The organism is Kribbella sp. NPDC056951, from assembly GCF_042674205.1.
GTDB lineage: Bacteria > Actinomycetota > Actinomycetes > Propionibacteriales > Kribbellaceae > Kribbella > Kribbella yunnanensis.
The window spans coordinates 1,169,420-1,189,615 of record NZ_JBHUQZ010000001.1 but is presented as its reverse complement, the minus strand read 5'-3'; the positions used below and the strand labels follow the sequence as shown (position 1 = coordinate 1,189,615).

Sequence of the window (20,196 nt, the reverse complement as noted above, 5' to 3'; positions counted from 1 at the left end):
GGTGCGCGGCACGCGGCGGGTGGTCCGATCGGGCCGATGGGTCAGCCGGTGCAGCAGCCGCCGACCTGGCAGTACCCGCCGATTCCGATCCCGCAGCCGCCCGGTTCGGGTCGGCGGCGCAAGCCCCGCAAGACACCGCGCGCCCTGCTGATCGGTCTGGTCGCCCTCGCCGTACTGGTGGTCGGCACTGGTATCACCCTGCTCGTCGGCAACCTCGGCGACGACAAGGCTCCCCAGTCCACCGACACCCCGACCCCGGTCTCCTCCTCGGACACCCCGTCGACCCAACCGTCGCAGACACCCACTTCGGCGGCCCCGAAGCCATCACCGACCCCGACCGGCCCGAACACCGCGGCAGCCGACAAGGTAGTGAACAGCAGCAACCTGTACGCCGTCGGTCTGCTCGCACCGTCGAAGTGCCCCGAACCCCCGTTCGTGCCGACCAGCTTCGCGCTCGCGACGAACTACTACAACCGGTCCCTGGCATGCCTGAACGCCACCTGGCTCCCGGCGATGAACAAGATCAAGGTCAAGTACCGCGGCCCGAAGGTCGCCGTCTACAACGGCAAAGTCGCGTCACCGTGCGGAGTGCAGCGCAGCGTGCGCGCGGCGTACTGCGGCGCCAACGAGACCATCTACATGCCGTACTCCGTCGACGCCCGCGCATACAAGTCGAACGCCGTCTACGCACGCGCACTGATGCTGAGCACCTTCGCCCACGAGTACGGGCACCACATCCAGAAGCGCACCGGCATCCTGGCCGCCTCCCTCGAACGCGCCCAGCACATGAACGCCAACCAGAAGCTCGAGGAGAGCCGCCGCCGCGAACTCCAGGCCAGCTGCCTGGGCGCCGCCTACCTCGGCATCAACTCCGGCTTCATCCCGATCACCGGCCCGCTCCTGCAGAGCTACCGCTTCCTCATCTCGCACACCGGCGACGAGTATTCCCGCCCCCGAGTCCACGACCACGGCAACCGCGCCAGCAACTACCAGTGGAACATCGCCGGCTTCAACACCAAACGCCCCGGCAGCTGCAACACCTTCAAAGCCGGCCAAGCCCGAGTCGCCTAACCCCACCGCACCTTCCAACACCTTCGGCGCAACCACCCCCGTGGTTGCGCCGAACGCATGTCGACGAAGCAACGCGGTCGGCGCATGCTGAAGCCCACCTTGAGCACGGCTCAGTCACATGTCCGGGCGAAAGGTGGTCGATGCGTGCCCAAGGCGATCCCGCGCGCGAGCTTTGAGCACGGACCAGTCACGTGTGCGGGCGCGAAGTGGTTGGCGGGTGCCCAAGGTGGCGACGCGAGGGCCTTGGGCACGGTTCGATCACTTGCGCACGCGAGACGTGGTTGATGGGTGCCCAAGGTCGTTCGGCGCGAGGGCTTTGAGCACGGGCCAGTCACGTGCGCGGGCGGGAAGTGGTTGGTGGGTGCTCAAAGTGGCGACGCGAGGGCCTTGGGCACGGTTCGATCACTTGCGCACGCGAGACGTGGTTGACGGGTGCCCAAGGTGGTTCGGCGCGAGGGCTTTGAGCACGGGGCAGTCATGTGTGCGGGTGGGATTTGGGTGGTGGGTGCTCAAAGTGGCGCTGGCTTGTGCGCGGTGGATCGCGGTGGTCGCGGGAAATGGGTTCGGCGCGACCACGGGAGGTGGTCGCGCCGAAGGTGCCTGAGGAACTGTTGCCGGCGGTTAGAAGAGGCGGCGGGCTGAGGCCAGGGAGCCGCCGAAGGAGGTTACGAAGTTGGAGAGGGACTCGCCGATGTCGGAGAGGTGCCAGTTCTCGGGGCCGGAGTACCAGCCGATGCCGGCGTCGGGGTCGTCGTCATCGTCGGTGGCGGCGATTTCGGCGGCCCACTTCTCGGTGAGGCCTAGGACTGCGGCGTACGGGAGGCAGCGGGAGGCGAACTCGAGGCGGTGGCTGTGCGGGAGTGAGGAGGAGGTCTCGTCGGTCAGGTAGCGCTGGAGACCGGCGACCCGGCCTAGGACCGCGGCGCCGCGGGCGGTGCGGGCCGGTGCGGCTTGGCCGGCGAGGGCTAGGGCCAGACCGGCCAGGATGAGTGCGAAGCCGACCAGAGCGAACTTGCTCACCACAGCCAGCACGATCGTCAGTACGACGCCTGCTCCGAGCAGCACGACTCCCGCAGTGGTCCAGCGGTTCCGTACGGCGTCCGGACGGCTCGCGAACCAGCCTTGCGTGACGACGTCGGCGTACAGGTGTTCGCGGACCTGGTTGAGGCGCGGGCGCAGTGCGGCGCCGAGCTCGGAGACGACCACCGTGTCACCGTCTGCGAAGAGCGCGTCCAGCAGTGCCTTCTCGTACGGGAGGAGCTCCGGTCCGCCCTGGTGCTGGCGATGCAGCTCCCAGTCCAGCTTGCCGAACTGGGACTGCCGGGGCAGCTCCACGATGGTGAGGTAGTTGCGCACAGCAAGGTCCAGCAGGGTCGCGGTGATGTCGACCACGTCGGCGGTCTCGTCGACCACCGTCCCCACCTGCCCAGGACGGATCCCGTCCGGCGCAGCGAACTGCGGGCCGTCGGCACCCTCCAGCACCGGGCGCTCCGGTGCGCCCTCACCGACCTTGGCCGCGTCACGACCGCGCAGGAACCACAGCGCCGCCGCACCGAGCAGTCCGATGCCGAGCACGATCACAGCCAGGCCGACCGTGCTCGCGTCGACGGTGAATGCCCGGCTGAGCGTCCAGCGGGTCTTGAACGCCGCGTTCGGCTGGACGGTCGCCTGGTCGCTCAGACCGGTCAGGAAGGTGACGCGGCCGGCGGCCGGGACGCCGTTCTGGGTGATCTCCAGCCCGGCGGACTCCGCCAGCTGCGACGACGTACAGGGCATGCTCGAGCCGGTGCGGCCGGCGAAGCAGGTCACCCAGGTGGCGAACGGTACGTTGATCGACAGTGCCGCCTTCGGGATCGAGGTGTTGAACCCCTGCACGACCGGCCAGCTCACCTCGCGGCCTTCGGTGGACTCGGCCACCACGTTGCCGACGGTATAGCTGTAGACGACCGTGGTCTTGCCGGTGGCGTTCACGGTGATCCGGCGGCCGCCGTCGATGCCCTCGTCGCTGAAGCCCTGCGCGGGCTGACCGTTGACGGTGGCTGAGATGTCAGTCACGTCGTACGTGCGGTCGCGCTCGGCGTCGGCGCGGACCCGGGTGGTCAGGGTCCGGCTGAACGTCGAGCCGCCCGCGGTCAGGTCGACGGTCTCCTTGATCTGGAGCTTGCCGTCCTTGGTCAGCGTCGCATCGGCGGAGTACCCGGAGATCTGGTCGTCCGCGGCGTGGGCGGGCAACGTGCTCAGGGCAACGATCGGTGCGGTCAGGCAAATCATCAGGGCGGCCGGGAGGACGCGGCGCTTCAGTGACATGGGTTGAGAGTAGTCTCGTCCCGGTTCGTCGAGCGAAATCAGGAGGGCAAGACCGGTGAGCAGCCCGTACGGCGGTCCCCAGGACCGGGTCGGTCCCCCACCCGGTGTGCTCCCGCCACCCCAGGCAGCACCGTGGCAGGGCCAGTACTCCGGCCCTCCCCCGGGGCAGCAGCAATACGGTCAGTACCAGCAGCCGCAGGGTCAGTGGGCCCAGCCGTACTACGGCCCGCCCGGCGGGCAGTTCAACGGCTTCCAGCCACCGAAGCGCCGTGGCGGCGCCACCCGCTTGCTGGTGTTCTGCGTCCTGGTCGTGGGCTTCCTAGGCGTCTCACTCGTGGTCATCATCGCGCTGCTCGGCCGGGGCGGCGACGCCAGTGCTGATCCGGGCGTGACCGGTCCGTCGATCGTGCCGACGGCTACCACCAAGCCGCAGAAGGGCACCGCCGAGGACTTCCTGCTGAACGCAAACATCTACCGGACCGGTCCGCTACCGGTGCAGAACTGCAAGGCCGAGAACCTCGGCACCGGCAGCCTGCAAGCGCAGAAGGTCTACTACCAGAAGCTGTTCGCCTGCCTGAACGACGCATGGCGGCCGATCTTCAAGGAGATCGGGCAGGAGAAGCCGGACCCGGGTCTGGTGGTGTTCGACAAGCCGGTGGTCACACCGTGTGGCAGCTTCGCACCGCTGTCCGGCCGGGTGCTCGCCTTCTACTGCTACGGCAACCAGGTGATGTACACCGACGTACTGCAGATGAACAAGGCGTTCGGCCCGAAGCAGGACCTCGCGTACCTGATGACGATCTCGCACGAGTACGGACACCACGTGCAGGGAGTCACTGGTTTGTTTTATGCGCGGATGACCTATCTGCAGGACCACCCGGAGCAGAAGCTCGAGTCGTCGCGCCGCAACGAGCTGCAGGCGTCCTGCTTCGCAGGTGTGTTCAGCAAGGCCGTTGAGCAGTCCTACCCGCTGACCAATCGACTGGACGAGTTCAAAGAGCAGTCCAGCAACAGCTTCGGTGAGAGCCCGTCGACGCCCGAGAACGAGCGGACGCACGGACTGGCCACCAGCCAGGGTTTCTGGATCCAGAACGGCTTCAACATCGGCTCGAACAAGGCCTGCAACACGTTCGCGGTGAACACCGACCTGGTGAAGTAGTCCACCCGTTGCTCGACGTTCCGGCGTCGTTAACCGAACGGCGTAACATGCGCCCGTGACGTTGCGACGCGGGGACCTGGCGCCGTCGGCGCGGACATTGGTGGACGTGCTGTCCGAGACTGCCACCAAGTACGCCGACGAGCCCGCGCTGGACGACGGCAGTGTCAGCCTGAGCTATCGCGAGCTGATGGCCCAGGTGGAGAAGTTTGCCGCCCGCTTGACCGCAGCCGGTGTCGGTCCCGGTGACCGCGTCGGTGTCCGGATCTCGTCCGGACACAACGACCTGTACGTCGCCATTCTCGGCACGCTGCACGCCGGAGCGGCGTACGTGCCGGTGGACGCGGACGACCCGGAGGAGCGCGCCGAACTGGTCTTCGGCGAGGCCGCCGTCGCTGCGACGGTGGCCGACGACCTCGAGCTCACCGTACTGCGCGAGCAGCCGGTTCTCCCGGTGTCGAACGACAACGCCGACGGCTACTCCGACTACCCGTACTCGGCCCGGATGGACGCCCCCGAGGCCCTCCCGGCGCCTCGGATGTCGGACGGGCCCGAACCCACTGACGATGCCTGGATCATCTTCACCTCGGGCTCAACCGGCGTACCGAAGGGTGTGGCGGTGTCTCACCGGTCCGCGGCCGCGTTCGTCGACGCCGAGGCCCGGATGTTCCTCCAGCAGGAGCCGATCGGCCCTGACGACCGGGTGCTGGCCGGACTGTCGGTCGCGTTCGACGCGTCCTGTGAGGAGATGTGGCTCGCCTGGCGGTACGGCGCCTGTCTGGTACCGGCGCCTCGCTCACTCGTCCGCAGTGGCATGGACCTCGGTCCCTGGCTGGTCGCTCAGGGCATCACGATCGTTTCGACCGTGCCGACCCTGGCTGCGCTCTGGCCGGCCGATGCGCTCGACCAGGTCCGGCTGCTGATCTTCGGCGGTGAGGCGTGCCCGCCCGAGCTGGCCGAGCGGCTCGCCGTCGACGGCCGCGAGGTGTGGAACACGTACGGCCCGACCGAGGCGACTGTGGTCGCGTGCGGCGCACAGCTGACCGGAGAAGGCCCGGTCCGGATCGGCCTCCCACTGGACGGCTGGGATCTTGCCGTGGTCGATGCCGAAGGCAACGAAGTGGCCGAGGGCGGGATCGGCGAGCTGATCATCGGTGGCGTCGGCCTGGCCCGCTACCTGGACCCGGCCAAGGACGCGGAGAAGTTCGCTCCGATGCCCACACTGGGCTGGGAGCGCGCTTACCGCAGCGGTGACCTGGTCAAGAACGAGGCGGCCGGTCTGCTCTTTCAGGGCCGGGCCGATGAGCAGATCAAGCTCGGTGGCCGCCGGATCGAGCTGGGCGAGGTCGACGCGGCTCTACAGGCACTGCCCGGGGTGTCCGGTGCAGCAGCCGCCGTACGGGCCAGTGCGGCTGGTAATCAGCTTCTCGTCGGATACGTCGTACCGGACGAGGCCTTCGATCAGCAGAGTGCGACAGAGCGATTGCGTGAGGCACTGCCCGCGGCGCTGGTGCCGCTACTCGCCATCGTCGACACCCTGCCCACCCGCACGTCCGGCAAGGTCGACCGGAACGCACTGCCCTGGCCGCTGCCCGGGATTGACTCCGACGGCCCAGCTGCCGAGCTGGACGGTACGGCGGGCTGGCTGGCCGCGCGTTGGACGAAAGTGCTCGGTGCCAAGGTCACCGGTACCGACAACGACTTCTTCATGCACGGTGGTGGCAGTCTGGCCGCCGCGCAGCTGGTGTCCGCGCTGCGCGAGCGCTACCCCGAGGTGACCGTCGCTGACATCTACGAGTACCCGCGGCTGGGCGCACTGGCCGATCGGCTCGACGAGTCCACGCAGGTGCTGGCGGAGCCGGTCGAGCTGCGCGACATCCGGCCGACACCGCCCGGTACGCAACTGCTGCAGACCGCACTGACGCTCGTACTGCAGACCGTGGTTGGCGTGCGCTGGCTGGTCTACCTGTTCACACTGAACAACCTGCTCGACGAGTTCGCCGGACCGCTGCCGTGGATCCGCACGGTGTCGTGGTGGTGGATCCTGGCCGGTTGGCTGCTGCTGATCACTCCTGCGGGTCGCATGGGGATCGCTGTGGTCGGTGCGCGGATTCTGCTGCGCGGTCTGAAGCCAGGCACGTATCCACGCGGTGGCAACGTGCACGTCCGGCTCTGGGCCGCCGAGAACCTGGCCGACGCAGCTGGTGCAGCCAACCTGGCCGGTGCGCCCTGGATCGCCTACTACGCGAGAGCGCTCGGAGCGAAGATCGGTCGCGGCGTAGACCTGCACACGCTGCCGCCGGTCACCGGCATGCTGACGATGGGCCGGGGCGCGTCGATCGAGCCCGAGGTCGACCTGTCCGGCTACTGGATCGACGGCGACCAGCTGATCGTCGGTGCGATCAGTGTGGGCCCGGATGCGGTCATCGGCTCGCGTTCCATGCTGCTCCCCGGTGTCGAGATCGGCCGCGGCGCTGAGATCGCAGCCGGCTCCGCTGTCTCCGGCAAGGTCCCGCCGAGCGAGCGCTGGTCCGGCTCCCCGGCCAGCCGTGTCGGCCGTGCCCGGCACCCGTGGCCCGACGAGCGACCGGCCCGCGCCCCCTGGTGGGTAGCGGCGTACGGCGCTCAGTCCGCGGTCATGTCCTTGCTCCCGGTCGCCGCTGCCGCCGCAGCGCTGTTCGTACTCGGGCGCGCGCTCCAGGGCACCCAGACACTCGGTGATGCTGCGCTACGCGCGCTCGCTGCGGTTCCGCTGATGACACTGGTCGGTTTCGTCACCCTCGCCGTACTGACGTTGATTGGCGTGCGGCTGCTCGGGATCGGCATCAAGCCCGGCCACTACCCAGTGCGGAGCCGGATCGGGTGGCAGGTGTGGGCGACCGAGCGGCTGCTCGACACCGCCCGGACTCTGCTCTTCCCGCTGTACGCGAGCCTCGCGACACCGTGGTGGCTGCGCGCACTGGGCGCCAAGATCGGCAAGGACGTTGAGGCGTCCACGGTGTTGCTGCTGCCGAAGATGACCACGGTCGGCGAGGGTGCGTTCCTGGCCGACGACACGATGATCGCGTCGTACGAGCTCGGTGGCGGTTGGCTGCACGTGGCCGGCGCGAAGGTCGGCAAGCGCGCGTTCCTGGGCAACTCCGGGATGACCGCCCCCGGCCGCTCAGTTCCGAAGAACGGACTGGTCGCCGTACTGTCCGCTGCGCCGAAGAAGTCCAAAGCCGGTACGTCGTGGCTCGGGTCGCCGCCAGTGAAGCTGCGCAGGCAGGCGGTCGCGGGCGACCAGAGCCGCACGTTCCACCCGCCGTTCAAGGTCAAGGTCGCCCGGGCGCTGGTGGAGTTGTGCCGGTTCGTCCCGATGATGTGCACGGTGCTGATCGCACTCGGCGTGCTGTTCGCACTGCAGGCGCTCGACATCTGGCTCGGCCCGTGGGCGGCGCTGCTGCTGTCCGGTGCGGTGATCCTGGCCGCGGGCGCGGTCGCGGGCGGGATGGCGACCGTGGCCAAGTGGGTGATCGTCGGCCGCACTCGCGCGGTCGAGTACCCGCTGTGGAGCTCGTTCGTGTGGCGCAACGAAGTGGTCGACAGTTTCGTCGAGCTGGTCGCCGCCCCCTGGTTCGCGAACGCCGCCGCCGGTACGCCGGTCCTCGCGCTCTGGCTGCGGTCCCTCGGGGCCAAGATCGGCAAGGGCGTTTGGTGCGAGACGTACTGGTTACCGGAGGCCGATCTGGTCACTTTGGGCGACGGGGCAACAGTGAATCGCGGTTGCGTGCTGCAGACACACCTGTTTCATGATCGAGTGCTCTCCATGAGCACAGTCACCTTCGGGCCGGGCGCGACCCTCGGACCGCACGGCATCGTCCTGCCTGCCGCGTCAGTCGGTGCGGGGGCTACCATCGGCCCGGTGTCTCTCGTAATGCGTGGTGAAGGCGTGCCCGACGGAACCCGTTGGGCAGGGAACCCGATCGCTCCCTGGCAAGGCTGAATATGGCCTTCGCTAATGGTGCCGGTCGCCCCCAGACGGGACACCCCGGAGCCTCATCCGCCGGTGACCCCTATGTGCCCAGCCACGGCAACGGCGGGTACCACGTCGAGTCGTACGAGCTCGAGCTGGACTACCGCGTCAACAGCAACCGGCTGTCCGGCAAGGCCAACATCACTGCGGTCGCCGAGCAGGCCCTGTCCCGGTTCGCACTCGACCTGTCCGGGCTGCGCGCCACCAAGGTGACGGTGAACGGCCGCCGGGTCTCCCGCTTCACCCAGCGTGCCGGCAAGCTGCACATCACCCCGGCGAGCACGCTGATGGACGGTGCCGAGTTCACTGTCGACATCCAGTACAACGGGAACCCGAAGCCGGAGGACAGTCCGTGGGGCGGCCTCGGCTGGGACGAGCTCACCGAGGGTGTGATCGTGGCCAGCCAGCCCAGTGGGGCGGCCACCTGGTTCCCCTGCAACGATCACCCCGGCGACAAGGCGCACTACCGGATCACGATCACCACCGATTCGCCGTACCACGCCCTGGCGAACGGGCGACTGGTGTCGCGCCGGGTCAAGGCGAGTCGCACGACGTGGGTCTACGACCAGGCTGCGCCGATGGCGACGTACCTGGCGACTGTGCAGATCGGCCGGTACGACGCTCTCGATCTGGCCAGGACTCCGGTCACCACGCGCGCCCTGGTGCCGCCGGGCGAGCTGCGGGACTTCAAGTACGACTTCGGTCGGCAGCAGGACATGATGACGCTGTTCTGCCGGCTGTTCGGGTCCTACCCGTTCGGCAACTACACGGTCGTGGTGACCGACGACGACCTGGAGATTCCCCTGGAGGCACAGGGCATCTCGGTCTTCGGCAGCAACCATGTGGACGGGAAGCGCACGTCGGAGCGACTGGTCGCACACGAGCTGGCGCACCAGTGGTTCGGCAACAGCCTCACACCGTCGGCCTGGAAGGACATCTGGCTCAACGAGGGCTTCGCCTGCTACGCCGAGTGGCTGTGGTCGGAGGAGTCCGGTGGTCTGAGTGCTGACCAGCAGGTGTCCAAGGCGCACACGCGACTGCGTGGACTGCCGCAGGATCTGCTGCTGTCGGACCCCGGCCCGGAGCTGATGTTCGACGACCGCCTCTACAAGCGCGGTGCCATCACCCTGCACGCGATCCGCCTGCACCTCGGCGACGACGCCTTCTTCGACATGCTCCGCACCTGGACCAAGACCTACCGCCACGCGTCCGTCACCACCGCCGACTTCGTAGCCATGGCCACCCAGTTCTCCGCCGACCAGGCAGCCCTCCGCTCCCTGTTCGCCACCTGGCTAGCCGAATACGCCCTTCCACCCGCCCCCCGCCGCCCCCGCAACCGCTAGCCGCGGGCTACTTCGGCGGCGGCTTGGAGGAAGCGTTCGGTGAGGGGCGTTCGGGTGGACCAGGCGGCACCGATCCACCAGGTGGCGGCTCGGCCGGGTAGTGGGACTAGGCGGACCTCGCCGGGGGCGATGCGTTCGGCAGACAGCGGTACGACGGAGGGTCCGGCGCCGGCTGCGGTGAGCGCGAGCATCGTCTGCAGGTCCCCGGCTTCCTGAAGTACTTGCGGGTGGCAACCGAGCTCGGCGTACAGGCCGTTGATCTGGGCTGTGAGGCCGGGGCCGCGGTCTGGCGTCAGTCGGACCAGTGGGCGACCGTCCAGCCAGCGGGCGAGGTCTCGGGGCACGGACTGGTCGATGGGCAGCGCCAGGGCCAGGCGGTCCTTGCGGAGGCGCAGGTGCTCGAGGCCGGCCGGGACCGGGAGGCGGACGAAACCGATCTGCAGACCGCCTGCCTGGAGCCGCTCGTACTGCTCGGCTGACGACATGTCTTCCAGCGACACCGAGACTCGCGGCCAGCGGCTGCGGAAGAGCGCTACCGCGCGTGGGGCCAGCTCGATGCCGGACAGGCCGAAGCCGATCGCTAGCGAGCCCTCGACACCTGCGGCGACCTGAGCGGCTCGGCGTTCGAAGGCTTCTGAACGCTCGAGCAACTGCAGAGCGTCGGGTAGCAGCAGTTCACCCTCCGGAGTCAGTCGCGCACCATGTCGGCCGCGGATGAACAGCACCGAACCGAGGCGACGCTCCAGGACCTGGATCTGCTTGGTGAGCGCGGGCTGACTGGTCGCGAGCTCATCGGCCGCGGCCCCGAAGGTCCGCAGCCTGGCGACGGTGACGAATGCCCGCAGCAAGCGCAGGTCCATAACCACAGGATATGGAAAATCGATAAACATCTATTGGACGTGATGGATCGCTGGGCGTTTCGATGGTCGTATGACGCTCTTTCGCACCGCCACCGTCCAGTTCCAGGCCTTCCCCGACCAGCCCGCCCAGAACCTCGCCACGGTCGAGCGGCTGGCCCGGCAGGCCGTTGCCGAGGGCGCGCGGCTGGTCGTCTTCCCGGAGCTCTGCCTGCTCGGCTACTGGCACTTGCGGCGGCACACGGCGGCGCGATTGGCCGAGCTGGCTCAGCCGGTCGATGGTCCGCTGATCCGTCAGGTGCTTGCCCTGGCCAAGGACCTGGACGCCGGTCTTGGGGTCGGGTTTCTGGAGGCCGCCGACGGTCAACTCTTCAACGCGTACGCCGTCTGTCTGCCGAACGGCGAGGTCCACGTGCACCGCAAACTGCATGCGTTCGAACACGAGGCGATCGCCAGCGGATCGTCGTACACGGTGTTCGAGACGCCGTGGGGATTCCGCGCCGGGGTGCTGATCTGCTGGGACAACAACCTGGTCGAGAACGTGCGGATCACGGCGTTGCTCGGGGCCACGGTTTTGCTCGCGCCGCATCAGACCGGCGGTACGAACTCACGGAGCCCGCATGGGATGAAGCCGATCCCGCTGTCGGTCTGGGACGGAGATCCGACCGAAGCCTTCAACGGCCCGAACGGACGGGAGTGGTTGCTGCGCTGGCTGCCGGCCCGAGCCCACGACAACGGCATCTTCGTCGTCTTCAGCAACGGAGTCGGCCCGGACGACGACGAACTCCGCACCGGCAACGCGATGATCCTCGACCCCTACGGCCGAATCATCGCCGAAACCCCAGTCCCCGCCGAAGCGGTAGTAACCGCCGACCTAGACCTGGACCTCGTGCCGCTCTCAACCGGCCAACGCTGGATCAGAGGCCGCCGCCCAGACCTGTACACCCCGCTGACGCTGGTCAGAGGGGACGAGCTGGACGCCCGAGCCGCCCGCTTCTCACCAGACCCAGTCGAGCGCGACGCGCCCCCAAGCTAGACCCGACGAGCTCGCCGCGCGCGTCTTACTCCCCAACCACGGTCAGTAGATGAGGGCAGTGGCCATGGCGACGATGCCTTCGTTGCGGCCGGTGAAGCCTAGGCCGTCGGAGGTGGCGGCGGCTACTGAGACCTCGGCGCCGCAGGCTTCGCTCAGGACCTGTTCGGCTTCCTGCCGGCGCAGGAGGAACCGTGGGCGGTTGCACACCACCTGCACGGTGATGTTGCCGATCTCGTAGCCGAGGGCACGTACGCGGCTGGCGGACTCGGCCACCAGCGATACCCCGGAGGCACCGGCGAACTGAGGATCATCCGTCCCGAAGTTGGTTCCGAGATCACCCAGCCGGGCTGCGCTCAGCAACGCCGTACAGATTGCGTGGGCTGCTGCGTCGCCGTCCGAGTGTCCTGCGGCGCCGACAGTTTCGCGCGGCCAGTGCAGGCCGGCCAGCCACATCGGGCGGCCCTCCTCCAACGGGTGAATGTCGATGCCGTTGCCGATCCGGGGGATCCTGCCCTCGATCAAACCAATCGCCTCTCCGCCAGCAGAGCCTCCGCCAGCAGCAAGTCCTGGGGGCGCGTCACCTTGAACGCGTCCGGCGACCCTTCGACCGTCAGCACAGTCACGCCGAGCGCCTCGCACAGCATCGCATCGTCGGTCGCTCCGACCACACCCGCCGCATGCGCACGCCGCAGTACGTCGGGAGCGAAGCCCTGCGGAGTCTGCACCGCAACCAGCGTCGACCGGTCCGGCGTGGCCACGACCTCACCGGTCGGACCGACCTGCTTGATCGTGTCCGTCACCGCAACCGCCGGTACGACGGCCTCGGCGCCGGCTCGCACAGCCGCCACCACGCGCTCGATCGCGTCGACCGGGACGAACGCCCGGGCCGCGTCGTGCACGAGAATGCAGTCGATCCCCTCGACCGGAACCAACTCCAGCGCGGTCCGGACCGAGTCCGACCGCTCCGCGCCACCCGCGACCACGAGCAGGCGGGTGTCCCCGACGTACGGGGTGAGTTCTTTGGTGACCGTCTCTTCGGTGCCGGGTGGGACTGCGACCACCAAACAGACGAGGTCGGCGGCGGACGCTGCCTTCAGTCCACGAACCGCATGGACCAGCAGCGCGTCGCCACCGACCTCTCGAAACGCCTTCGGGGTCTCACCACCGAGCCTCAACCCGAGACCTGCCGCCGGAATGATCGCCGCCGTACTCATCTGGCGACAACACAGGACAGCAGGGTCACGGGATCAGACTCGACCTGACAATCAGGACGCCAGGACCTCGTCGAGGATGGCTTCCGCCTTGTCCTCGTTCGTGTGCTCGGCTAGCGCCAGCTCCGAGACGAGGATCTGGCGAGCCTTCGCCAGCATCCGCTTCTCACCGGCGGACAGACCACGGTCCCGCTCACGGCGCCACAGGTCGCGGACGACCTCGGCCACCTTCATCACGTCACCGGAGTGCAACTTCTCCAGGTTCGCCTTGTAACGTCGCGACCAGTTGGTCGGCTCCTCCGTGTGCGGAGCCCGCAGCACGTCGAAGACGCGCTCCAGACCGGCCTGATCCACGACGTCACGCACGCCGACAAGATCGAGGTTGCACGCGGGGACCCGGACGACCAGGTCGTTCTGAGCGACGATCCTCAAGACCAGATAGGTCTTGTCCTCACCTTTGATCTGACGGGTCTCGATGTCCTCGATGACGGCCGCACCGTGATTGGGGTAAACAACCGTCTCGCCGACTGTGAAAGTCATATGTCACGTGCCCCTTTCCGAGTCCTATCCTACCACGCGCCGGCTGGTCCGGTTCTGACGTTTGTGCTGGTCAGAGGCCATTTCCCGCCTTGACAAAGGCTCCCCGCCATGCCTCGTGCGCGCGAAGACTGTTGCCGGTGACACCAACGGGTGCCCACCCGGCGTCGGCCCGCACCCGGGGTGGCACTACGCTGTGCTGCGCCGGAGGCCGTGCGCCGAAGGACCCCGAAACAGCTTGCAGGAGAGGGATTCCAGTGCCGATCACGTTGTCCGCGCGGTCCGTCCGGCGCGCCGCGCTGGCGAGTGCCGCCGCCACTCTCAGTATCGTCCTGGCGGCCTGTGGCGCGAACTTCAACGCCCAGACCGCACAGCCGTACCAGCCGGCCGAAGGCACCAACGCCTCCTCCGGCGGCATCGTGGTCCGCAACCTCCTGGTCCTCGCGGACGAGCACGGCAAGGGCGAACTGCACGGCGTAGTCATCAACAACGGCACCGCCAGCGACACCCTGGTCTCCATCACCCAGGCCCCGCCGAAGCCGCCGACCGCGGACACCCCGCCGGAAGACCCGGCGCCGGTCACCTTCGGCAAGTTCGACCCCCTCAGCCTCGCGGTAGGCGCCGCCCTCCGCCTCCCCCAGACCGGCGGCGTCGACCCCACCCCGACGGTCACCCCGAGCACCACCCCCACGGTCACTCCCTCGGGCACCCCGAAGACCCCCGCGGCGGCTCCCTTCTCGGTCACCGGCGCCGAGCCCGGCAAGATGGTCAACGTAGTCATCACCTTCGCCAAGGCCGGCCCCATCACCACCGACATCCCCGTCCTCACCGACGACCACTACGCCCCCACCCCGCGCGACGACGCCCCCAAGGGCGAGCACTAGTACCCCTCGCGCCGGGTCCCACCCACCCTTCCTGCGCGGCTGCCGCCGCTTCCTGCCAGCAGCATTTCGGCGACCGCGCATTCGCGACCGCCGCCGCGTGCACGCGGCTTGCTGAACCGGGTTGCGTGGGATGGGGAGTGTCGCTCTCGATGACTCAGGCGGTTGCGCGCTGCGGACGGCCGGCACTGACCAACCGCGGGGCGGCGTAGCGCGGGATCCCGTTCCGCACTGGAAGCGGACCTGAGCCACTCACCAACTGCTGTTGGCGGGGCGGGCTCAGGCGTGGCGTCCGCTCCCACAGGCAGTTGGTGAGTGCTGGCGGTCCGCCCCGAGCGCATACCCAGTCCGCCGCCACGCGCGACATGCTCCCGAAGGCCACGGGCGGGAGGCTTTCGCCAGTACGTGCGGTCGGGCGAACTGTTCTCACCAGGAAGCGGGGGGGCGCCGGCGGGCCGAGCGGTAGCGAGGTGGGAGCCGGTGCGGGGGAAGCCGGTGCGGGGGTAGACAACCGAACGGGCCGCTCCCGGCGCGGGGCGGCCCGTTCGTCGTGCCGGCGGGGCCTGTGGCCGAGGTCCCGTCGGACGTTCAGTTGGCGGCTTGGGCCGCTTTGGCGAGGCTGGGGATCATTTTGTCGAGGACCCAGGGGACGCTCAGGACGCTGACCGAGCTCATGCCGGAGATGACCTGTTCGTCGTCCAGGGCGTAGGCGCTACCGCGTTTGACCGCGCCCAGTGACGAGTAGACGGGGTCGGCGGCGAACTTCGCCGTACCCAGGCCGTCGACGTACGCGATCAGGACGTCGGCATCGGCGTCGGCGATCTTTTCCTTGCTGATGCTGATGGCGAACTCGTTCTTGGTGTTCTTCTTCTGCTGTGCCTCAACGCCGGGCGCGTTCACGAAGCCCATCTGGTTGAGGATCTGCACGCGCGGGTCGCCCGGCATGTAGAGCCAGTTCTCTTGGCCGAAGGAGCCGACGGCGAGCGTCTTGCCCTTGAATTCGGGGTGCTCGGCGGCGACCTGGTTGATCTTGTCGTTGAGGCCGGTGATCAGCTTCTCGGCCTCGGCCTTCTTGCCGAGGGCTTCGCCGACCAGCAGGGTTTGGTCCTGCCAGGTGGTCTGCCACGGGGCGCCCGGGTACGCGACCGTCGGCGCGATGCCCGACAGGGTGTCGTACGTCGCCTTGTCGAACCCCTCGTACGGCGCCAGGATCACGTCCGGCTTCAGCGCCGCGATCTTCTCGAACGGGTACTTGTCACCGGTGTCGAGCAGTTCGGTCTTCGCGGGGTCGAACCACGACGCGTCCCAGGCGGTGACGCCGGCCGGGGTCGGGCCGTAGGTGACCTTGGGCATGGCGACCGGGGTTTCGCCGAGGGCGTGGACGATGTCCTGGGCGTTCCAGCCGAGGGTGACGATGCGCTGCGGCTTCGCGGGTACGACGGTCTCCCCGAAGGTGTTCTTCAGCTTCACCGGGAATCCCGCCGTACTGGCGGACCCCTGCGGCTGCGGGTCGTCGGCAGTACTGCAGGCGACGAGCAAGCTGGTTGCGATCAGTACGCCGGCGGCCGCACTGATCGCCCGGAAGGGGGGCAATGCCATCAGAGACTCTCCTCAGTCGAAACTAAGGACAGCCTAAGCTAACCCCGATGGTCCTGACGACCCGCGGGGCTGTGAGTCAGGACTCGAACTTGTAGCCGAGGCCGCGGACGGTGACCAGGTGCGACGGGTTCGAGGGGTCCTTCTCGAGCTTCGAGCGCAGCCGCTTCACGTGGACGTCGAGGGTCTTGGTGTCGCCCACGTAGTCGGCGCCCCAGATCCGGTCGATCAGCTGACCGCGGGTGAGCACCCGGCCGGTGTTGCGCAGCAGCATCTCGAGCAGCTCGAACTCCTTCAGCGGCAACCGGATCTCGGTGCCACCGACGGTCACGACGTGCCGCTCGACGTCCATCCGGACCGGCCCCGCTTCGAGGGTGTCCGGCAGCAGCTCCACGTCCTGACCACGACGCAGTACGGCGCGGATGCGGGCGAGCAGCTCGCGCGGGCTGTAGGGCTTGGTGACGTAGTCGTCCGCGCCCAGTTCGAGCCCGACGACCTTGTCCACCTCGGTGTCCTTGGCGCTGACGATGATGACCGGGACGTTGCCGCGGCTGCGCAGCGCCCGGCACACCTCGGTACCGGACAGGCCCGGCAGCATCAGGTCGAGCAGCACGATGTCCGCACCGGCCCGGTCGTACTCGTCCAGTGCGTCCGGCCCGGTCTCCGCGACGGCGACCTCGAAGCCTTCCTTGCGCAGGACGTACGACAACGCGTCGCTGTAGCTCTCTTCGTCTTCGACGACCAGCACTCGGGTCACGAAGCTGTCTCCTTTGTGATCTGCTCCGACGGGGTAGGCGTCAGAGTGACGGCCGGCTCCTCCTGGCTGGGGGAACCGGTCTGGCCCGGGGCGGATTCGAGCCGCAACGGGAGTCTCACGGTGAATGTGGAGCCTTGGCCTTCGACACTCCAGACTCGCACGTCACCGCCGTGGATCGAGGCGATGTGCTTGACGATGGACAGTCCGAGCCCGGTACCGCCGGTCTCCCGGCTGCGGGCCCGGTCGACCCGGTAGAAGCGCTCGAAGATGCGCTCCAGGTCGCTGGTCGGGATACCGACGCCCTGGTCGCTGACGGTCACCTCGACCAGGTCGCCGATCGGGTGCGCGGCGACCGCGACCCGGGTGCCGTCCGGGCTGTAGTTGACCGCGTTCTCCACCAAGTTGCCGATGGCAATGGACAGCTGGTCCTCGCTGCCCATCACCTCCAGCTCCGGCTCGGTCTTGACGACGATCTTGATGTCGCGGTCCTCGGCGTCCACCCGGCAGCGGTCGACGGCGGCCTCGATGACCCCGTTGATGTCGACCGAGTGCGGGTGCTCCAGCGGGTCGTCGCCCTGCAGCCGGGACAGCTCGATGATCTCCTTGACCAGGCGGCTGAGCCGGGAGGCCTCGATCCGCATCCGGTCCGAGAACCGCTGCACGGCCTCCGGGTCGTCCGAGGCTTCGGAGACCGCGTCGGCGAGCAGGATCAGCGCGCCGACCGGGGTCTTGAGCTCGTGCGAGACGTTGACGGTGAAGTCGCGCCGGATCGCCTCCAGCCGGCGCTCGCGGGTCCGGTCCTCGACCAGCACCAGCACCAGCTGGCTGCCCAGCGGCGCCACCCGGGCGCTCACGTACTGCGTGGCGCCGAGCCGGCCGCGGACGATCTCCAGGTCCTGCTGGCGAATCTCGCCGTCCCGGCGGACCGCCCGGACCATGGTCAGGATGTCGTCGACCACCAGCCGCTCACCCCGGACGATGCCGAGCACGTGCGCCGGAGCGCTTGCCTGCAGCACCTGATCCTCCGGCCCCATCACGACCGCGGAGGAGCGCAGCACCGACAGGACGGTCGCGACACCACCCGGTACGGCGGGGTCCGGGGACTCGGGGATCTTGCGCTGGGATCGCTCGGAAAGCATCATCGCGCCGAGTGAAAGGAGGGCCAGGGCCGCGCCGATGACGCCGCCCAGCACCGCAGCCAGCGTGGGGTCCACAGCAACGATGCTACGCGGGCAACCAGCAGGGAAAGACCGTATGAGCACGGGATGACCGGGACACGTCTCAACTGTTCATCAGGCGTTCACTACTCGTCGCCGACTAGCAACCTCGACGGCATACGGTGACCGCTGGGCGGGTACTGGCCTGTCCGGCACCGGGCCACGGGCACACCACAGAACGGAAACGAACACAATGCGTGACAGTTACCACGAGCAGCTCGACGACATCCTCGCCGAGCTCGAGCGGATGACCCGGACCGTGTCCACCGCCGTCCGCCGGTCGACCTCAGCCCTGCTGGAGGCCGACATCCGCCAGGCCGAGGACGTCATCGCCGCCGACATCCAGCTGGACGCGGCCGGTGAAGGCGTCGAGGAGAAGGTCTTCGAGCTGATGGCCCGCCAGGCCCCGGTCGCCAACGAGCTGCGGATGCTGGTCGCCGCCCTCCGGATGGTCGCCGACCTCGAGCGGATGGGCGACCTCGCCGCCCACGTCTCCAAGATCGCCCGGCTGCGCTACCCGTCCCCGGCCATCCCCACCGAGCTGCACGACGTCATCCAGGAGATGGGCACCGTGGCCGGCCACATGGTCGACGCCGCCGGTGACGTGATCAAGACCCGCGACGTCGAAGCCGCCAGCGCCCTCGAGGCCACCGACGACGAGATGGACAAGCTCCGCACCAACCAGTTCCGCCTGATGATGGACGACAGCTGGCCGCACGGCGTCGAGGTCGCCGTCGACATCGCCCTCCTCGGCCGGTACTACGAGCGCATCTCCGACCACGCCGTCTCGATGGCCCGCCGCGTCGTCTACCTGGTCACCGGCGAGCTCCCGGTCGCCGTCGGCGGCACCGCAGCCGGCTCCGGCGCCGGAGCCTCCACCCCGAACCCGAACGGCAACGGCGACTGACCGTCAGAGCTGCACGGGCTTCGCAGCACGCCAGAGGATCTCAGCCTCTTCCAGGAACTGCGGATACCAAGTGTCAGCCGGCTGAAGGACGAACTTCGGTTCGCCTTCAGCCTGGAAGGTGTAGTACTCGACGAACAGCGCCGAGTACTCCGTCTGCCCGCCGGGGTCGACTGCAACGACTCCGAGCGGGATCGGATGGTTCGTGAGGCGGACCTCGAGTGATCCGCCGGTCGACGCGGCCAGCTCGGCCAGCAATCGCAGCGACTGCTCGATTCTGGCCCTGGCCGACGCCGGCGATCGTTCTGCGTAATAGCGTTCGGCGGCGATCCCGACCGCACTGGACGAGGGTTCGATCAGCAGCATCCGGATCGTGCAGCCGTGCCGCAGACGGCGTTCGAATTCGTTGTAGTTCTCGGTCAGCAGCGTGTTCCGCGCGACGCCGGTGATGAACAGGTCGTTCGCGGCCTTGATCGAATTCATGAGTTCGGGTCCGAACGACTGGGCGAACTGCGGTCGCGCCATCGCTTGCAGCCGGCGGCTCGGCGGTGGCGGCCACGCCGTACCGGCCTCCCATAGCCGCTCGGCCTGTTGCGCGTAGAAGGTGAACCACCCGCCGTCGGACTCGGCGAAGTGCATGATCGGGCCGGGCTCGGACGCGGGCCGCAGCTCGGGCTGCTGGACGGTCACGGTCGACGAACCACGCGACCGGATCAGGTTCACACCGATCGGCGGGACGAACTGCGCGACCCGGATCTCGAGGTTTCCCTGTGTGCTGGCCTTGAGCTCGTCCAGTTCCTCGAGCGTGCTCAGGATCCGCTGCGACAACAGCGCCGCGCGACCGACCGGCCGGTTCATCGCAGCCTGCTCGACGAGCGCCTGCTCGTTCGGATCGACCACCAGCACCCGCAGCCGCGCCCCACGCACCAGCGCCCGGTGGAAGTCGTCGCGCGATCCCTGAACGGTCCGCGCCATCGCAATCCCGATCAGCAGTACGTCGTCCGCCTCGGCCCGCCGCCGCGCCAGATCCTCAGGAAAATCCCGCAACAGTACGTCGGCCGGTCGGCCCTTGCCCGCCATCTCGGCCACCAGTCGCCGGGACCGGATCTGTGCAAACGCCAAGACGGCCAGCAACGCCAGAATCGCCGAACTCAACACAGCCATGTCGGCCACATCCACGATGCCGAGCACCGTGAACACTCCGGCTGCGCCGGTCAGCAACCACAGATCGAGGTTGTCGCTCGTCAACACCCGCTGAACGCCCCGCCCCAGGGCTCGCACGAAACTCACGCACCAACCGTACGAACC

At 68.4% G+C, this 20,196-nt stretch carries 16 protein-coding genes; 7 read left to right on the top strand and 9 right to left on the bottom strand.

Annotation, left to right across the window (positions count from 1 at the left end):
• Positions 1-36 precede the first annotated feature (36 nt).
• Positions 37-1,071: a neutral zinc metallopeptidase gene (locus tag ACFTSF_RS05630; protein WP_344159650.1), complete on the top strand. Its 1,035-nt coding sequence runs from the start codon at positions 37-39 to the stop codon at positions 1,069-1,071.
• A 621-nt stretch (positions 1,072-1,692) separates the two neighbouring features.
• On the opposite strand, the gene ACFTSF_RS05625 is transcribed toward ACFTSF_RS05630, so the two are convergent.
• Entirely contained in the window at positions 1,693-3,378 is a 1,686-nt protein-coding gene (locus ACFTSF_RS05625; RefSeq protein WP_344159647.1) for a DUF2207 domain-containing protein, read from the bottom strand.
• 55 nt (positions 3,379-3,433) lie between these two features.
• On the opposite strand from ACFTSF_RS05625, the gene ACFTSF_RS05620 reads away from it, so the two are divergent.
• The 3 genes from ACFTSF_RS05620 to ACFTSF_RS05610 all read left to right on the top strand — a co-directional run bounded on the left by ACFTSF_RS05620 (position 3,434) and on the right by ACFTSF_RS05610 (position 9,892).
• Entirely contained in the window at positions 3,434-4,537 is a 1,104-nt protein-coding gene (locus ACFTSF_RS05620; RefSeq protein WP_344159644.1) for a neutral zinc metallopeptidase, read from the top strand.
• Positions 4,538-4,592: 55 nt separating this feature from the next.
• Positions 4,593-8,519 carry a Pls/PosA family non-ribosomal peptide synthetase gene (locus ACFTSF_RS05615; protein WP_380152657.1) on the top strand — a complete coding sequence of 1,309 codons (3,927 nt, stop codon included), beginning with the start codon at positions 4,593-4,595 and terminating at the stop codon, positions 8,517-8,519.
• A gap of 74 nt (positions 8,520-8,593) precedes the next feature.
• Positions 8,594-9,892 (top strand): M1 family metallopeptidase, encoded by a 1,299-nt coding sequence (locus ACFTSF_RS05610; protein WP_380152656.1) that lies wholly within the window; start codon positions 8,594-8,596, stop codon positions 9,890-9,892.
• Here ACFTSF_RS05610 and ACFTSF_RS05605 read toward each other — a convergent pair.
• The gene (locus tag ACFTSF_RS05605) at positions 9,889-10,752 is read right to left on the bottom strand and encodes a LysR family transcriptional regulator (protein WP_380152655.1); all 864 of its coding nucleotides are present in this window, start codon (positions 10,750-10,752) and stop codon (positions 9,889-9,891) included. The two genes, ACFTSF_RS05610 and ACFTSF_RS05605, sit on opposite strands and share 4 nt — an antisense overlap.
• A gap of 70 nt (positions 10,753-10,822) precedes the next feature.
• Between ACFTSF_RS05605 and ACFTSF_RS05600 the strand changes: the two genes are divergently transcribed.
• The gene (locus tag ACFTSF_RS05600) at positions 10,823-11,785 is read left to right on the top strand and encodes a nitrilase family protein (RefSeq protein WP_380152654.1); all 963 of its coding nucleotides are present in this window, start codon (positions 10,823-10,825) and stop codon (positions 11,783-11,785) included.
• Positions 11,786-11,827: 42 nt separating this feature from the next.
• Here ACFTSF_RS05600 and ispF read toward each other — a convergent pair whose 3' ends face one another.
• Genes ispF through ACFTSF_RS05585 form a run of 3 tightly spaced genes read right to left on the bottom strand, consistent with a single transcriptional unit; the run spans position 11,828 to position 13,536 of the window.
• Positions 11,828-12,307: a 2-C-methyl-D-erythritol 2,4-cyclodiphosphate synthase gene (gene ispF, locus ACFTSF_RS05595; protein WP_380152653.1), complete on the bottom strand. Its 480-nt coding sequence runs from the start codon at positions 12,305-12,307 to the stop codon at positions 11,828-11,830.
• Positions 12,304-12,999, bottom strand: coding sequence for a 2-C-methyl-D-erythritol 4-phosphate cytidylyltransferase (gene ispD, locus ACFTSF_RS05590; RefSeq protein WP_344159630.1), 696 nt, complete (start codon positions 12,997-12,999; stop codon positions 12,304-12,306). Before ispD ends, ispF begins: the two co-directional genes overlap by 4 nt.
• A 51-nt stretch (positions 13,000-13,050) precedes the next feature.
• Positions 13,051-13,536, bottom strand: coding sequence for a CarD family transcriptional regulator (locus ACFTSF_RS05585; protein ID WP_012918679.1), 486 nt, complete (start codon positions 13,534-13,536; stop codon positions 13,051-13,053).
• A gap of 254 nt (positions 13,537-13,790) precedes the next feature.
• On the opposite strand from ACFTSF_RS05585, the gene ACFTSF_RS05580 reads away from it, so the two are divergent.
• Entirely contained in the window at positions 13,791-14,417 is a 627-nt protein-coding gene (locus ACFTSF_RS05580; RefSeq protein WP_380152652.1) for a hypothetical protein, read from the top strand.
• A gap of 585 nt (positions 14,418-15,002) precedes the next feature.
• On the opposite strand, the gene ACFTSF_RS05575 is transcribed toward ACFTSF_RS05580, so the two are convergent.
• The 3 genes from ACFTSF_RS05575 to ACFTSF_RS05565 all read right to left on the bottom strand — a co-directional run bounded on the left by ACFTSF_RS05575 (position 15,003) and on the right by ACFTSF_RS05565 (position 17,981).
• A complete protein-coding gene (locus ACFTSF_RS05575) occupies positions 15,003-16,013 on the bottom strand; it encodes an iron-siderophore ABC transporter substrate-binding protein (protein WP_344159618.1) in 1,011 nt (336 codons plus the stop codon).
• 76 nt (positions 16,014-16,089) lie between these two features.
• Positions 16,090-16,767, bottom strand: coding sequence for a response regulator transcription factor (locus ACFTSF_RS05570; RefSeq protein WP_185442982.1), 678 nt, complete (start codon positions 16,765-16,767; stop codon positions 16,090-16,092).
• Complete coding sequence (locus ACFTSF_RS05565; protein ID WP_380152651.1) at positions 16,764-17,981, bottom strand: sensor histidine kinase; 1,218 nt, start codon at positions 17,979-17,981, stop codon at positions 16,764-16,766. The genes ACFTSF_RS05570 and ACFTSF_RS05565 overlap by 4 nt, the downstream gene beginning before the upstream one ends.
• 196 nt (positions 17,982-18,177) lie before the next feature.
• On the opposite strand from ACFTSF_RS05565, the gene phoU reads away from it, so the two are divergent.
• Positions 18,178-18,891, top strand: coding sequence for a phosphate signaling complex protein PhoU (gene phoU / locus ACFTSF_RS05560; protein ID WP_380152650.1), 714 nt, complete (start codon positions 18,178-18,180; stop codon positions 18,889-18,891).
• Positions 18,892-18,894: 3 nt separating this feature from the next.
• Here the strand turns inward: phoU and ACFTSF_RS05555 are convergent, their stop codons facing one another.
• The gene (locus ACFTSF_RS05555) at positions 18,895-20,178 is read right to left on the bottom strand and encodes a hypothetical protein (RefSeq protein ID WP_380152649.1); all 1,284 of its coding nucleotides are present in this window, start codon (positions 20,176-20,178) and stop codon (positions 18,895-18,897) included.
• Between the last annotated feature and the right edge of the window lie 18 nt (positions 20,179-20,196).